Genomic DNA, 14,333 nt, shown 5'->3' with positions numbered 1-14,333 from the left:
ACGGATCATCCACCTGTCCACAGCCGCGCCGTACCGGCGTGGAACTCCGTAAGATCCCCCGTCTCGCCCGCGCGCGCCGCTCGACGTCCGACCACGAGCATGTAGATCAGGAAACCGGCCAGCGCGGCTGTTCCGATGCCGATTTTGAGGACCCACGGCCACGCCTGCGCCGTGACGAAACCCTCGATGATCCCCGCGACGGCCAGCGCGAAGACCAGTCCGATCGCAACCGTCGCCAGCGCCCGCCCCTGCGAGGCCAGCGCTTCACCGCGGGTTCGGGGCCCCGGAGCCACCCACGACCAGAAGAGGTGAAGCCCTGCGGCAACGGCGACGAAGACGCAGGTGAGTTCGAGCTGTCCGTGGGGAAGGATGAACAGGAAGAACGTGTCGATGCGGTCGAAGGCGGCGAGCACGGCGGCGGCGGTCCCGACCGCGACGGCGTTTTGCACCAGCACCATGACCGGCCAGATGCCGGTGATCCCGAACAGCACGCTCTGCGCCGCGATCCACGCGTTGTTGGTCCACACCGTGCCCGCGAACACCGCTGCAGGATTCTCGCTGTAGTACCCCTCGAACTCGACCTCGGCGTAGTACCCCAGTTGCACCTGCGAGCCCAGTGACGCGACAAGTGCGGGGTCGCGAGAAATCCACGTAGCGACCACGGCGGCGACCATCACGAAGAAGACCGCGACGGCGAGAGTCGTCCACCGCAACCGATACAGCGCGGCCGGCAACTGCCACACGAAGAACCGCGGGATCTGCCGAAGCGGGTTCTCACCGCGTCCCGTGAGTCGCCGGCGCGCGCGGGCGAGCAGCAGTGAAACGTAGTCCCCCTCGGCCGTGCGCCCCGCTGTCGTCTTGATGTCCGCGAGGTCGGCCGAGGCTGCCCGGTAACGGGTGACCAGCTCATCGATCTCGGCGCCGGAGAGCCGGCGGGAGCGGCCGAGATGATCAAGCCGCGCCCACTCCGCGCGTCGCGCGTCAGCGAGGGCATCGAGGTCCATTTGCTTTACTGTACCCATGGCCTCTGAGCACCCGGTGACGGTAGAGATCCGTCAGGACGAAGTGCTCACCGGCGAGGCTGTCGCTCTCGACATCCAGCCCCTGAGCTTCTTCCAGCGCGCCCTGGGCTGCCTGATCGATGTGGTCGCGTCGGTCGTGCTGTTGATCGTGCTCGCTGTCGTAGCCAGCTGGGCGCTGGGAGGCGCGTTGGTGGACGCCGCGGCGGCACCGATCCTCGGAATCACCACCGTGGTCACCGTCCTGGTGCTCCTGCCTGCGCTCGTCGAGACACTCAGCGGCGGATCGAGCCTCGGCCGATGGGCCGTGGGCGGCCGCATCGTCCGCGTCGACGGCGGTGCAGCCGGGTTCCGTCACGCATTCATCCGCGCGTTCATCGGTGTGCTGGAGATCTGGCTGACGGTCGGTGCGGTAGCCGCGATCGTCGGCGCGTTCACGCCGCGGACGCAGCGCCTCGGCGACCTGGTCGCCGGAACGTACTGCGAGCGCTCACGCGCCCCGAAACTCCAGCCGCGCCCCGTCGAGCTGCCTCCCGAGCTCGCGAGCTGGGCCACGGTTGCTGACGTTGGCCGCATGCCCGACCGGCTCGCGCGGCGCGTTTCTCAGTTCGTTCACCAGGCGGCATTCCTCGATCCGCGCGCTCGGGCACGACTGGCCGGGGCGCTTGCCAGCGAGGTCGCTCCGCACGTCTCCCCCGTCCCCCCGGTCGACCCGGAGACACTGCTGCGTGGCGTTGCCACCCTCCGACGCGAGCGAGAAGGCAGAGCGCTGGCGCTGCAGAACGAACGCCTCGCTACCCTGACAGCGGGCGATGCCGATACGGCGACGATCCGGACGGCGCGTCAGTAGCGGTAGTGCTCGAGCTTGTAGGGGCCATCGACCGGGACACCGATGTAGTCAGCCTGATCGGTGGAGAGTTCGGTCAGCTGCACGCCGAGCGCGGGAAGGTGCAGGCGCGCGACCTTCTCATCGAGCGCCTTCGGAAGCGTCGCGACACCGAGCGGGTAGTTCTCGCCGTGCGTCCACAACTCGATCTGGGCGAGGACCTGGTTGGTGAACGAGGCGCTCATCACGAACGAGGGGTGACCCGTCGCGTTCCCGAGGTTCATGAGTCGTCCCTCGCTGAGCACGAGCACACTGCGACCGGTGGGAAGTCGCCACTCGTGCACCTGCGGCTTGATCTCCACCCGCTCGGCACCGGCCAGGCTCTCGAGCCCCGCCATGTCGATCTCGTTGTCGAAGTGTCCGACGTTCGCGACGATCGCGAGGTGCTTCATCGCGAGGAGGTGCTCGACAGTGACGACGTTGCGGTTGCCGGTTCCCGTGATGAGGATGTCGACCTGACCGATCACGTCCTCGAGCCGCGCGACCTGGAAGCCGTCCATGGCGGCTTGCAGAGCGCAGATCGGGTCGATTTCGCTGACGATCACGCGAGCCCCCTGGCCGCGCAGCGCCTCGGCAGCGCCCTTGCCAACGTCGCCGTAGCCGGCGACGAACGCGACCTTTCCGCCGATGAGGGCATCGGTCGCACGATTGAGGCCGTCGGGGAGGGAATGACGGATGCCGTACTTGTTGTCGAACTTGGACTTGGTGACCGAATCGTTCACGTTGATCGCGGGAAACAGCAGCTGCCCATCGCGCGCCAGCTCATAGAGCCGGTGGACACCGGTCGTGGTCTCCTCCGTCACCCCGGCCAAGCCCCGAACCATCCGGGTGAAGCGCTCGGGGTCGCGGGCAAGCGAGCGTCGCAGCACCTCGAGGACGACGCCGTATTCGGTCGAATCGCCGGGCGCGGCATCCGGTACGGCGCCCGCCTTCTCGAACGCGACGCCCTTGTGGACGAGGAGTGTTGCATCGCCGCCGTCGTCGAGGATGAGGTTCGGGCCGTCGAAGCCCTCCCCTGACCAGTCGAAGATCCGGTCCGTGCAGTCCCAGTACTCTGCGAGGGTCTCGCCCTTCCAGGCGAAGACCGGAACCCCTGCGGCCGGTCGACGGTGCCGGTGGGGCCGACCACGACAGCAGCCGCGGCTTCGTTCTGGGTCGAGAAGATGTTGCAGCTGGCCCATCGCACCCGGGCTCCGAGGGCCACGAGCGTCTCGATGAGCACAGCAGTTTGCACCGTCATGTGCAGGGACCCCGCGATTCGCGCGCCCCGGAGCGGCTGATGGGGACCGAATTCCTCGCGCAGGGCCATCAGGCCCGGCATCTCGTTCTCGGCGAGGCGGATCTGGTGGCGTCCCGCCTCGGCAAAGGCAAGGTCGGCGACGGCATAGTCAAGCGCGGCGATCGTGGGGGTCGACATGCCCGCCATTCTCCCACGCCGGCGAGGGGCCGAGTCAGCGCTCCGTCAGGCCCGCAGGGTCTCGTGACGGACGACCACCCAGCCTCGCGGCATGGCGAGGCGTTCGGTATGGATGCTGCACAGATCGTGCGCGTGGATGACGGCCTCCGGGCCGAGCGGACCCAGCACCGCCATCTGGTCCCCGTAGTCGTAGGTGAGCGTGGCGACGGCCTCCCGCGCGCACGCGATCTTGGAGCACAACCGTTCACGCATCACCGTCACGGTACCCGCACGACCTCGCCGTCGCCCGCCGCCACGCGGGCTGCCTGCGGAGCCGTCCTCGTTGCCGCTCGCTCGACGGACGCCGCGGGGCCGCTACCCGGGAGATCGAGAAGACCGGATGTCCCGGGCGGCACGGGGCGGACCTAGGATGGGCGCATGGCCTGGCGACGCTCCCGCTCCGCCCCGGCGAGATCCCGGCGTCCCGCACGTCACGGGCGTCACGGACGCGTCGGGCGCAGCCCGGTCGTTCGGCCGCCGCTCCCGCCCCTGGACACACGCATCGATCGGTTTGATCTCACCGTCGGTACGGCCGCCGAGTTCCTGCGCTCCGCGTGGGAGGAGCTCCGCGAGGTCAGTTTCGAGATCGGCGATATGCCCCCGCGACGGATGCCGACGGCATCCCCCGGTGGGCGGTGCTGGCAGAGCACAAGCGCATCATCCTGTACCGGGTACCGCTCGAACGCTTGTCGCACCTCCACCGCAATGACGACCTGCACCGCCGGATGATGATCGAAGGTGCCGTCTTCCGGGCTGCGGCGCAGTACCTGGGTAAGGATCCCTGGGATCTGGGTCCAGACCGCTTCCGCTACTTCTGAGGCCGCTCCGGGCTTGACGACTCTGGGTCGATGGCGCCGGGGAGGGCTACTCAGGGGTAGACGACGATCGGTTCCTGACCGGCGGTTGACGGCCAGACCGGGAAGGCGCCGAGAGCGCCCGCGCCGACGTAGCCGACGCTCGCCAGCACCGGACCTCCGGTGAGCTGGTACGAGGTCGAGGCCCGCACAGGGACCTGCACGCTCGTTCCGGCGGCCACGGCAACCGGGACCGCCTCCGCCCCCGGCTCGGCGAGCTCGACTGTCACATCCGCGGTGCTCGGGTTCGCGATCGTCAGGACCGGGCCGGGGCCGCTCGGTACGGCGATCACCGCCGCGGCGTCGATCGAGGGAGACGGCTGGTACCACGCGAAGTCGGATGCCGCACCGAAGCCCGTGGTCTGCCACACCGCTGCCGCGACCGGAGCGCTGGCCTGGACATCCACGGTGTAGGCCCCTACCGGCACGCTCGGCATCTCGACGGCCGCGGGGATACCCGCCTGCAGCTGCACCGTCACCGGATCGATGACCGGCGTGGCAGCACCGATCGCGCGCACCCCGATCGTTGCCTCGGTATCCGCATCCGGCGAGAGCAGCCGCACCATCGTCCCGGCAAGGCCCGTCCCCGTGCCGAGCGCCCCCTCGGTGACGGTGACACCCACAATCGTCTGCCGCGTCGCGAGCTCGCTGAGGGCGCCGGCCTGGTCCACCCCACCGGGCTCGAGGACCCGGGTGATGCTCGACTGCAGGGTTGCCGCGACAGGAGCGCCCGTCGCCTGTACGTGGATGACGAGGCTCTCTTCACCACGCGCGATGCCCGCAACCGGAATGATGCGCTGCGCGCCCGCGCGGACGACGATGTCCTCGCCGCCGGGAGGGACGTCACCCCCGGATGCGCCGTACACCGTGAGTGTGATCGTCGCGGCCACTTCGCCCGGGTTCGACAGCACGACCAGGTCCGCGGCCCCTGTCGTGCCCGCGCCGGCGACAAGCCACGAATCCAGAAGCGGGAGGCGGCATGACGACGCGCTGTATCCCGCAAGGTCGGGGTCGCCCACGGTCGCAGAGCCCGCCGCGGCGAACGGCTCCGACCCGGGCGCCGAGCGAAGAACGAGGGGCGCCGCACCCTCCGCGTCCGAGGTCAGCTCGCCGCGGTCGAGGGCGCTCTCCCCCGCGGTCGCGACAGCTTGGGGTGCTGCCACCGTGATCGAGCTCACGGCGGTGGAGTCCCGAGCGGTGGCGAGAAGAGCACCCGTGCACACGAGGGTCTGTCCGGCTGAGGGTGGCGCGATGGCCACGGATGCCGGTTCGGGCGCGACCGTGGGAAGGTCGATGGTCGGCAGCACGGCGATGGCGGCGATGACGCCGGCTCCCGCAAGGGCGCCGAAGAGGGGGCGTATCCAGCTCGAGGGCGTTGCGGTCATGTCGCCTCCTCCCCGCGGGGCTCGCTGGGCAGGGCCTGAGCCTCGTGTGCACCGTCGTCATCGAGGCGGCTGGCGCGGCCGGCATCCGTCGCCCGTTCGGACGCAGTCAGGCCGACGATGCGCGGATGTTGCCTCGCTCGGGCCCGGCTGCGCCCCGTCGGTGCAGCAAGCAGCAGGGCGATCACGATGACGGCGAGTTGGAGGATCTGCAGCGCGATACCCGTCGCCGAACCCTCAGCGCTCGGTCGCGCGGCGATGTCGGATGTGACCCGCCAGAGCTCGCCGCGCTCGGTGGTGCCGACGGCGTCGAGATCATCGCGCTGATCGAGTGCCGTGGATGACTCCCGCCCCAGCACCTCCGCCGCCGGAGCGTCGGCACCGGGCGCGAGCAGTACGAACGCGATTCCCTGCTCACCCAGTGCGAGCACCGCGTCGGGAGAGGTCGAGGTCACGAGGGCCGCAGCCGTGGCGGCGAGCGCGGAGGACGCGTCATCCATCGCCCGCCGGGTCTCGAGCACGGTGCTGTGGGCGCCGAGCGTCTCGCTGCCGCCCCACACCACGCGCGCGGCCAGGCTCCCGTCAGCTTCGGGGGTGAGGACGATCGTGCCTGTCGCGGTTTCGCCACCGCTGTCGGCTTCGACGTAGGCCGGCAGCGTGCTGGTCGGTCCGTTGGTGAGCGCGGTTGCGTCACGGGCCGGAGCGGTGAGCGCGGGGACGGCGAGGGCCACCAGAGTCACCATGCAGACCACGGCCGCGGATGCCGACGCAGCCCCGGCCCGCCGTCGGTACCGAAGCATCTCGGCCCGGCCGATCTGGTCGAGCGTCAGCGTCGCAGCACCCACGATGCCCCACCACGCGAGGCTGAGTCCGGCACCGGGCCACAGACCGAGGGCGCTCGCGCCATCGAAGCGCACGGCCACGGCGGTGGCGGCGACGGCTGTGGCCACGCCGAGGACGATCAGGGCAAGGTGGGCAAGCCCAACCGGCCATCGCGGCATCGCGGCTGCCGACACCGCCAGCAGGCCGATCGGGACCAGCAGGAGCGCGGGCCCCCACAGGGGAAGTGCGGGAAGAAGCTCTGCCCATCCGGCGCCGCTTGAGGCGGGAAAACCGAGAGCCACCCACAGGCGGGCACCCGACGCCGTTGCCGGCGCGAGTCCGCTGATCGGAGCGCCAGGGTCAGCGAGGAGCCCCCACGGATTCCCGGCCTGAACCTGCGCCCACGCCACGGGAACGAACATCACGATCGTCGGAACCGGGACCCACAGCATCCGTGCCAGGCTCGCCCCGGAACGGCGTACGCCAGCGGCGACCAGTCCGGCGATCAGAACCACCGCCAGCGCAGGGGCCAGCGACGGGCTGCGGCGATGACCGCCGCTGCCAGGAGGGATGCGGCAGCTGCCGGGACCCACGAGCGATGGGCGACAGCACCGGCGAAGACCAGCCAGGGCAGCAGGAGATGGACGATCACGCCGGTCGGGACACCCTCGGTCAGCGCGACCAGGAAGGTCGGTGCCAGCGCCCACGCGACGCCCGCCGTGATGCGCAGCACCGGTCGGTCGGTGATTCGCGTCGCCGCGAACCACCCGCCGAGCGCTGCGAGCGGGAGCGCAGCCAACCACACCAGCACGAGCGCGCGGCTCGGCGAGAAGGGCCAGAGCGAGCCGACCACCGCGACGATCGCCGCGAATGGGTCCGCGGGGCCTGACACGTTCCATCCGGTCGGTCGCAGTCCGTAGGCAGCATCCGCCCACAGACCCGCGACAGTGTCGCGCAACGGCTGCAGGGCGCCACCGCCGAGCGCCGGCCACGCCAACAGCGCGGGGAACACGGCAAGCGAGACGGCGGCCATCGCCAAAACGAGCCAGGCCCCGCCACCGCCGAAGAAGTGAAGTTCGCCGCGGGGAAGCGAATCGGGCGCGGGTTCCTCGGGTTCGGCGGCGCGCTCCCGGGCCAGCGCTGTCGAGACGCGAAGGGGGCGATCCGCGACCACGGCACCGTGCGATGGCGGCGCAGGCGGCGCCGGCCGCGCGCGATCGCCGCAAGGCGCACCATCGCAAGAATCGTGGCAGCCCACTCCCCGGTGATCCTGCCCGGGTCTTTCCTCACCAGCTGCGCGATCGTGCGACCGAGGGCGACAAACGGCAGGGACAGCCACACCGGGATCAGCAGCAGCGGATGACTGGCCGTCAGGCGCCGATGAAGGTGCGCAGCCCGGTGACGGGCAATGATCATGCGGCGCCGGCGACCGGTGTCGGCGAAGGGCAGCCCCGCAACACCATCGCCGGAAACGGCGACGCGGGTGGCCGGGACGAGGGAGACGCGTCCTCCCATGAGGCGCGCCGCAACCGCGAGGTCGAGGCCCTCGTCGGCATCGCGCAGCGCCGGGTCGAGCCCTCGCAGCGCGCGGAACACCGACCCGCGCACGAGCACGGCACGGATGTCGGAGCCCAGCACATCGGTGATGCCATCGCGCTGGCCCTGATCGAGGTCACCCGCGGCGAGTTCGACCGAGGCGCCGGTGCGGGTCATGCTCACACCCAGCGACACGATCCGCTCGGGGCGGTCGACACGGACGAGCTTGGGCGCCACGAACGCGAGCGTGGGTGAGAGCTCCAGCTGCCCCGCGAGCCGGGCCAGCGCCTCCGGTTCGGGTGCGGTGTCTTGCGCGAGCAGCCACAGGAGGTCGGCGTCGGCGTCCAAGCCTCCCTGCGCATCGGGGTCGAGGGCGGCCCGGGCGACCGCTGCCGCGAACCGCGTCCGACGCCCGAGTCGGATGACGCGCACGCCGCGTCCGTCGACCGTGGGGTCAGGCAGACTGCCCGGCTCAAGTGCGTCCTCGACGGCGGGGTCGGTGCCGCACACCACCAGAGTCACGGCATCCGGGCGACGAGATCCCGCTGCCAGCGACGCGAATGTGCGACGCAGGTGGTACGCCGCGGACGTGCGACCGTCGGGGCGCACGACGACGATCGCGTGAACTGTGCCGGGCATGACGCCGTCAGCCTATGGTTGCGTCCCCCGACGCACCCGGCTTGGGCCCGGCGTTTCCGGCTGAGGCGTGTTCTCGGCCGGAGCGCTCGTCGGAGCCGATCAGCTTGCCCGGCGCTTCAGCTTGCGACGCTCACGCTCGCTGAGGCCGCCCCAGATCCCGAACCGCTCGTCGTTCTGAAGCGCGTATTCGAGGCACTCGCCGCGCACGTCGCACGAACCGCAGATCCGCTTCGCGTCCCGCGTCGATCCGCCCTTCTCGGGGAAGAATGCCTCGGGGTCGGTCTGAGCGCACAGCGCATCGGTCTGCCAGGCGAGCGCGTTCTCGTCTTCCGGGTCGATGCGACGCACACCGGGCACCCCGAGGTGCACCGGATCGACGAACCAGTTGTCCGGAACGCCCGAGCGGTACTGCGAGGCCGTCATGTCGTTCTCCCCACCTCAAGAACTCCCCCACGCGGTCAGCGTGTTGGAGTAATTACACCGGTGTAGTTCGCTGCGGTCAAGTCGCAGATCGTAAACCCTCAATCGCCGCCTTAACCTTCTTGGCGGAATTCTCGGCGTGTCGCGGGGAAAACTACTGTCCGGGCTCGGCGACGAAGACCTCACCGGAACCCGAGACGGAGACGGATCCCTCGTCGGGGGTGATGAGTACAGCCGATCCGGGCCGCAGCGCGCAGCGGCTTCCGGTGCCAGCTCCCGTGAGCTCGACCTCGCCGGAGGTTGCGACGGCGATCGCGACACCGTTCACGGGCATGTCGACACCGGCGCCCGGGCCTGACGACACCTGCGTCAGGCGGAAATCAGGCACGCCACCCGTGAAGACCCGCACACCGGCCGCAGCGGGATCAAGCACCGGCGCCGGTCCCGGGCGGGGATCCAGGATCGCGGTCAGCTCTGCCACATCGATGTGCTTCGGAGTGAGTCCACCGCGCAGCACATTGTCGCTGGCGGCCATGATCTCGACGCCGAGGCCTTCGACATAGGCGTGCAGCACCCCCGCCGGCACGAACACGCCCTGGCCGCGGCGAAGGATCACGAGGTTCAAGAGCATGGCGACGACGATCCCGGGGTCGCCGGGATAGTGACTCTGCAGGTGGCGTACGAGCGCCAGCTCTTCCACGAAGTCGTCGGATGCTGCATCCGTCGCTGCCGCGATGATCTCGCTCACCGCCGGCTCGGCGGCCGGGGAGAGAACCCAGGCCAGGGCGGCGGCGAGCGCTGCCGCGTCATCCGGATGCTCGTCCAGGACCGCTTGGAGCGGCTCTGCCGCCGACCCAATCACGGCGAGGAGCCGCCGAGTCGCGGCGAGGTCTCGAAGCCCTGCCAGTGCCAGGAACCGGTCACTGAGGGCCACGATGATCTCGGGCTTGTGGTTGGCGTCTCGATAGGTCCGCGTCGCGGCATCCCGGGGAATTCCGGCAGCTTCCTCGCGCGCGAACCCACCCTCGGCCTGCGCCTTCGACGGATGGGCCTGAATCGACAGCGGCGAACCCGCAGCGAGGATCTTCAGCAGATACGGCAGCCGATCCGGCGTCCCCTCGGGCGCGTCCGGCGAGGCGAGCCAGTCACCGAGAGCCCGGCCGTCGGGGACGCGCGCGGGATGACCGGGGTGATCACCAAACCAGACCTCGGCCTCGGGAGAACCGGAGGGGCTTCGTCCCTCCAACTCGGCGATCAGAGTCGTGGACCCCAGGCGTAGTCGCGGGGCGTGTTCGTGAGAGGAACCAGCACCCGACCAGCGTACCGAGGGGCGCACCCGTCTCCGTGCCCGTGCTCCCCCGCGCCGGGCACACCCTGAGCGCTACCCTGAGAGCACCATGGCCCGCTTCAGCCGTCACCCCGCCTCGGCGCCTCCGGTCGCTCCAGAGCGGGAGCGCACCCGGCACCTGCTGCTGCGCGGCTGGATGGTCTTCAGCCTGTTCTTCGCCTTCACCGCCCCGGGTTGGGTGCTCGGTTTCGGCGTTCCGATCGCCGCGATCGTCGGCGGAGTCATCGTCGCCGCGTCGGCGGTCATGGTCGCGATCATCCGCCCGCCGTTCCAATGGCGCAGACTTCCCTGGATCGCCGGAACGTTCGTCCTGTGGGCGGGACTGTCCATCGCATGGTCGGCGTGGCGCGAAACCTCGGTGCTCACCTGGCTGTTGCTGGTGGCTACCACCTTCCAGGGTGTCGCGATCGCGAGCGTCTTGACCTGGCGCGAGATCGTCCGCGCGATCGGCTCCGCCCTGGGCTGGGTTGTCGGGCTCTCTCTCGCCGCGGAGATCCTCGTGGCATGGATCGTCGGTGGCCCGCTCTCCGCGGGCTTTGAGACGGGTGCCGACACCGGCGCCGCCGAGTGGATCAGCGGTGGAATCTTCGCGGGGGCTCGGATTGACGGCGTCATCGGCAACCCGAACCTCCTCGGAATGATCGCCCTCATGGCTGTCATCGTGTTCGCCCTCGAATTCGCAGCGCGCGAGTCCCGCAGGGTCATGCTCGGGTGTGGATCGGCCTGTCGGCACTGACGTTCGTGCTCGCCGCATCCGTCACCGCCTGGATCGCCGCCGCCGGTGTCGCGCTCGTCCTCGCGACCGTCTTGCTGATGCGGACCGCGCGCAAGCCCGGCGAGCGCACGCGCTACTACGTCGGCTATGCCGTCATTGGCGCTGCCGGCGCGCTCGCGCTCTGGATCTGGCGCGTCCCTGTGTTCACCGCGCTCGACCGCACGGCCGACCTCCTCGACCGGGAGGCCATCTGGACCGCCGTCCTGGACCGGGCCGGGAACCACCTCGCCGTCGGCGGCGGCTTCGCGACCCCTTGGCTACCGTGGGATCCCGCGTTCCAGGACTGGATCGTGCTCGATGGCAGACAGGTCACGCAGGCACATAGCGTGTGGGTCGATGTTCTCTTCCAACTCGGCATCGTCGGGGTCGTGCTTCTCGGACTGAGCTATCTGGCTTTCGTCTGGCGCTCGTGGTTTTTCGCCGTCGACCGGCCGCGCTGGGACCTGCGCGGCGACCGTCCGTATTCGGCGCTCACCCTCCTCCCAACCCTCACGGGAGCCGTCCTGCTCGTGCAAGGTCTCGCCGAGACCGCACCCCTCATGGGGTGGGGATGGATGCTGATGATCCTGCTCGGATCCAAGATCAAACAGTCCCCGCACATCGGCGAGGGGCCCGCCGAGCAGCGACTCGCGATCGAACGCGGCGAGCTCCTGCGCGTCAGCTGAGGACGGCATCCTGCGGCCCCGGGCACGGTGGATTCGGGGCGAAGGCTCGGGAGTCTGTGACCGATCTGTGATGTCGGCCAGCTAGCGTGGCGATCGATGACGGCTTTCGGAGCCCCTACGGCCACTCTTCCTGTCGTCGCCCCTTCCACCACGATCCCCCTGCGTCTCGCGCCACACATGTGGGCCGGCGTAGTCTTCTTCATCGCCTTCACGGCACCCGGATGGGCGGCGGCGTTCGGCGCACCCGCCGCCGCTGCCGCTGGCATCGTCGCGTGCGCGGGAGTTGCGATTCTCGCCGCGCGCGTCATTCGCGCTCCGCAGTGGCGGGCGCTCCCGTGGACGGCGCTCGCTTTCGCGGGATGGGCTGGTGCCAGCATCGCCTGGTCTCGGTGGCCGGAGACGACAGCCCTGACGTGGACCCTGCTCGCGGCGACGACGCTCGTTGGCATCGCCCTTGCTGCGATGCTCACGTGGCGCCAGCTCGTCTCGGCACTCGCGTGGGCGCTGGCCGCCGTCATGGCACTGTCGGTGATCTTCGAAGTCTGGGCCGCCCTCATTGTCGGTGGTCCGGTCGGGATCGAATTTGCCGCCGTGGATGCGCAAACCGAGCGCAGTGATATCTGGACGAGCGCCCAGCTCTTCACCGGCGGCCGCCTCGACGGAATCGTCGGCAACGCCAACCTGCTGGCAATGCTGGCGCTGCTCGCCGTGGTCGTGCTCAGCATCCGTCTGGCTATCGAGAGACGCCACCGGGTCCTGTTCGCGGTCACGCTAGCCGTCTCGGCTTACCTGTTGGTTCGCGCCGAATCGGCTACCGCATTCATCGCGACAGTCGCGCTCGCGGTCGCGCTTGTCATCCTGCTGTCCGCGCGCATGGCACGCACGACGTCGGGTCGCGTGCGGGTGTACCTCACGGCAGCGGCCCTCGGCTCCCTCATTGCGGGCCTTGCGTGGGTTATGCGGCGCGGCATCCTGTCGTTTCTCGGCCGCGACGGAGACCTCACCGACCGCACCGAGATCTGGGATCTCGTGTTCTCTCGCGGGGCGGCTCAGCCGGTCGTCGGCAACGGCTTTGCCACACCGTGGATCCCCTGGGACCCGGCGTTCACGGACTGGATCGTCATGCCCCGGGGCCTCCACATCATCCAGGCGCACAGCGTGTGGGTCGACGTGTGGTTCCAGCTCGGTGTCGTGGGGGTCGTGCTGCTCGCCGGCCTGTACGCCCTCTTTGTGTGGCGGACGTGGGTGTTCGCTGTCCGCCACCACCGGTGGCAGCGCCGGGACGACCGGGTCACGGCCACCGTGTCGCTCCTCCCCGTCGCGGTCGGCGTCATCGTCGTCATCCAGGGAATCACCGAGTCGAGCCCGCTCCTGCTGTGGGGGTGGATGCTGACCGTCCTGTTCCTGGCGAAGCTGCAGCCGCGCGATGGGGCGTCGCAGATAGGATCATCGGGACATGCACGACGCGAAACAGCACCCGAGTTCTTCTGACGCAGCCTTCGACCCGTCCACCGCGACGATCGTCGCTGTCACCTTCAATCGGTCGGGGCTGCTCGCACGGCTACTCACCAGCATCGGCGAGATGGATCCGAAGCCGGGCCACGTCGTCGTCATTGACAATGCCTCTACAGACGACACCACCGAGGTCGTTGAGGCCTTCCGTGAGCAGATCGGCACCGAGCTCGTATACCGCCGCCTCGAGACGAATACCGGCGGTTCCGGTGGCTTCAGCGCGGGAATGCAGACTGCGTACGACCTGGGATCCGAGTGGATGTGGCTCATGGACGATGACGTCGAAGTCATCCCCGACGGGCTTACGAAGATGGGTCGATGGTCGACGCGGTTCCGCTCGATCCAGGGCCGCCGGTACGACTTCGACGGCAGCGAGTTTTACTGGCAGTACCGCATCGCCGCACGCATGGGAATCCCCATCCCCTTCGCTCCCGCAGAGTTCGATGAGTCCGGATACAAGGAGATGAATTCCGGATGCTTCGAGGGGATGTTCATCCACCGCGACATCGTGCGCCAGATCGGCCTGCCGGACCCACGCTTCTTCATCTACTGGGACGACCAGGTCTACGGCTGGCTTGCTTCGCGCATCACGACATCCGTCATCGTGAACGAGTTCGTACTGCGCCGTACCCGCGAGATCAAACAGTGGGACATGGGTGTTCGACACATGAACGCCTCGAGCGACAACTACCGGTACTACATCATGCGCAACCGATCCCTGATCAAGCAGTACTACCGGTCCGTGGGCTTCTACCGGCCGATCCCCTTCGCGCTCGGGACTGCGGCGACGTTCGCGAAGGAGCTCATCCGGCTAGTCGTCGTGGAGCGAACCGTCCGTGGCACGAGCAACCTGTTCCGGGGGCTTCGCGACGGTCGTGACATCGCCCGGGACCGGGGCTGGATGCCGATGCCGCCGTTGGATCGACAGTCTTGTCCGACTCCACGCGCGGGATCTTGACAATACTGGCCAGCAATGATCGATTGACAGCCGTGCAGCGCCGGCACACGTTAATCACCCG

14 protein-coding genes and 1 pseudogene are annotated in these 14,333 nt (G+C 69.4%); 7 read left to right on the top strand and 8 right to left on the bottom strand.

What is annotated here, in order from left to right:
- Window positions 1-5: 5 nt before the first annotated feature.
- The gene (locus IT882_RS03820; protein ID WP_195693238.1) at window positions 6-1,004 is read right to left on the bottom strand and encodes a stage II sporulation protein M; all 999 of its coding nucleotides are present in this window, start codon (window positions 1,002-1,004) and stop codon (window positions 6-8) included.
- Window positions 1,005-1,020: 16 nt separating this feature from the next.
- On the opposite strand from IT882_RS03820, the gene IT882_RS03815 reads away from it, so the two are divergent.
- Window positions 1,021-1,869 (top strand): RDD family protein, encoded by an 849-nt coding sequence (locus IT882_RS03815; RefSeq protein WP_195693237.1) that lies wholly within the window; start codon window positions 1,021-1,023, stop codon window positions 1,867-1,869.
- Here the strand turns inward: IT882_RS03815 and ahcY are convergent.
- Window positions 1,863-3,322 (bottom strand): annotated as a pseudogene (gene ahcY, locus IT882_RS03810) (adenosylhomocysteinase). The gene IT882_RS03815 and the pseudogene ahcY overlap by 7 nt on opposite strands.
- Window positions 3,323-3,367: 45 nt before the next feature.
- The gene (locus IT882_RS03805) at window positions 3,368-3,574 is read right to left on the bottom strand and encodes a DUF3499 family protein (RefSeq protein WP_195693236.1); all 207 of its coding nucleotides are present in this window, start codon (window positions 3,572-3,574) and stop codon (window positions 3,368-3,370) included.
- Window positions 3,575-3,915: 341 nt separating this feature from the next.
- On the opposite strand from IT882_RS03805, the gene IT882_RS17245 reads away from it, so the two are divergent.
- Complete coding sequence (locus IT882_RS17245) at window positions 3,916-4,179, top strand: hypothetical protein (RefSeq protein ID WP_418887766.1); 264 nt, start codon at window positions 3,916-3,918, stop codon at window positions 4,177-4,179.
- Between the two features lie 50 nt (window positions 4,180-4,229).
- Here IT882_RS17245 and IT882_RS03795 read toward each other — a convergent pair whose 3' ends face one another.
- Genes IT882_RS03795 through IT882_RS03785 form a run of 3 tightly spaced genes read right to left on the bottom strand, consistent with a single transcriptional unit; the run spans window position 4,230 to window position 7,593 of the window.
- Window positions 4,230-5,600 (bottom strand): DUF5719 family protein, encoded by a 1,371-nt coding sequence (locus tag IT882_RS03795; RefSeq protein WP_195693235.1) that lies wholly within the window; start codon window positions 5,598-5,600, stop codon window positions 4,230-4,232.
- The gene (locus tag IT882_RS03790) at window positions 5,597-6,934 is read right to left on the bottom strand and encodes a hypothetical protein (RefSeq protein ID WP_195693234.1); all 1,338 of its coding nucleotides are present in this window, start codon (window positions 6,932-6,934) and stop codon (window positions 5,597-5,599) included. Before IT882_RS03790 ends, IT882_RS03795 begins: the two co-directional genes overlap by 4 nt.
- Entirely contained in the window at window positions 6,925-7,593 is a 669-nt protein-coding gene (locus IT882_RS03785; RefSeq protein ID WP_195693233.1) for a hypothetical protein, read from the bottom strand. The genes IT882_RS03790 and IT882_RS03785 overlap by 10 nt, the downstream gene beginning before the upstream one ends.
- Before the next feature lie 185 nt (window positions 7,594-7,778).
- Between IT882_RS03785 and IT882_RS03780 the strand changes: the two genes are divergently transcribed.
- On the top strand, window positions 7,779-8,210 hold the full coding sequence (locus IT882_RS03780; RefSeq protein ID WP_195693232.1) for a hypothetical protein: 432 nt from the start codon (window positions 7,779-7,781) through the stop codon (window positions 8,208-8,210).
- Between the two features lie 483 nt (window positions 8,211-8,693).
- On the opposite strand, the gene IT882_RS03775 is transcribed toward IT882_RS03780, so the two are convergent.
- The gene (locus IT882_RS03775) at window positions 8,694-9,017 is read right to left on the bottom strand and encodes a WhiB family transcriptional regulator (protein WP_195693231.1); all 324 of its coding nucleotides are present in this window, start codon (window positions 9,015-9,017) and stop codon (window positions 8,694-8,696) included.
- 151 nt (window positions 9,018-9,168) lie between these two features.
- The gene (gene manA, locus IT882_RS03770; RefSeq protein WP_324253917.1) at window positions 9,169-10,350 is read right to left on the bottom strand and encodes a mannose-6-phosphate isomerase, class I; all 1,182 of its coding nucleotides are present in this window, start codon (window positions 10,348-10,350) and stop codon (window positions 9,169-9,171) included.
- Window positions 10,351-10,411: 61 nt separating this feature from the next.
- On the opposite strand from manA, the gene IT882_RS16280 reads away from it, so the two are divergent.
- The 4 genes from IT882_RS16280 (at window position 10,412) to IT882_RS03755 (ending at window position 14,272) form a co-directional block, all read left to right on the top strand.
- On the top strand, window positions 10,412-11,098 hold the full coding sequence (locus IT882_RS16280) for a hypothetical protein (protein WP_229382286.1): 687 nt from the start codon (window positions 10,412-10,414) through the stop codon (window positions 11,096-11,098).
- Window positions 11,074-11,802: an O-antigen ligase family protein gene (locus tag IT882_RS16275; RefSeq protein WP_229382285.1), complete on the top strand. Its 729-nt coding sequence runs from the start codon at window positions 11,074-11,076 to the stop codon at window positions 11,800-11,802. Before IT882_RS16280 ends, IT882_RS16275 begins: the two co-directional genes overlap by 25 nt.
- A 96-nt stretch (window positions 11,803-11,898) precedes the next feature.
- Entirely contained in the window at window positions 11,899-13,293 is a 1,395-nt protein-coding gene (locus tag IT882_RS03760; RefSeq protein WP_195693230.1) for an O-antigen ligase family protein, read from the top strand.
- Window positions 13,259-14,272 carry a glycosyltransferase gene (locus IT882_RS03755; protein ID WP_195693229.1) on the top strand — a complete coding sequence of 338 codons (1,014 nt, stop codon included), beginning with the start codon at window positions 13,259-13,261 and terminating at the stop codon, window positions 14,270-14,272. The genes IT882_RS03760 and IT882_RS03755 overlap by 35 nt, the downstream gene beginning before the upstream one ends.
- Window positions 14,273-14,333 lie beyond the last annotated feature (61 nt).

Origin of the sequence: Microbacterium schleiferi (genome assembly GCF_015565955.1) — a bacterium.
Taxonomy (GTDB): Bacteria; Actinomycetota; Actinomycetes; order Actinomycetales; family Microbacteriaceae; genus Microbacterium; species Microbacterium schleiferi_A.
The sequence above is the reverse complement of the archived record's forward strand: the minus strand, read 5'-3'. Positions and strand labels throughout refer to the sequence as shown.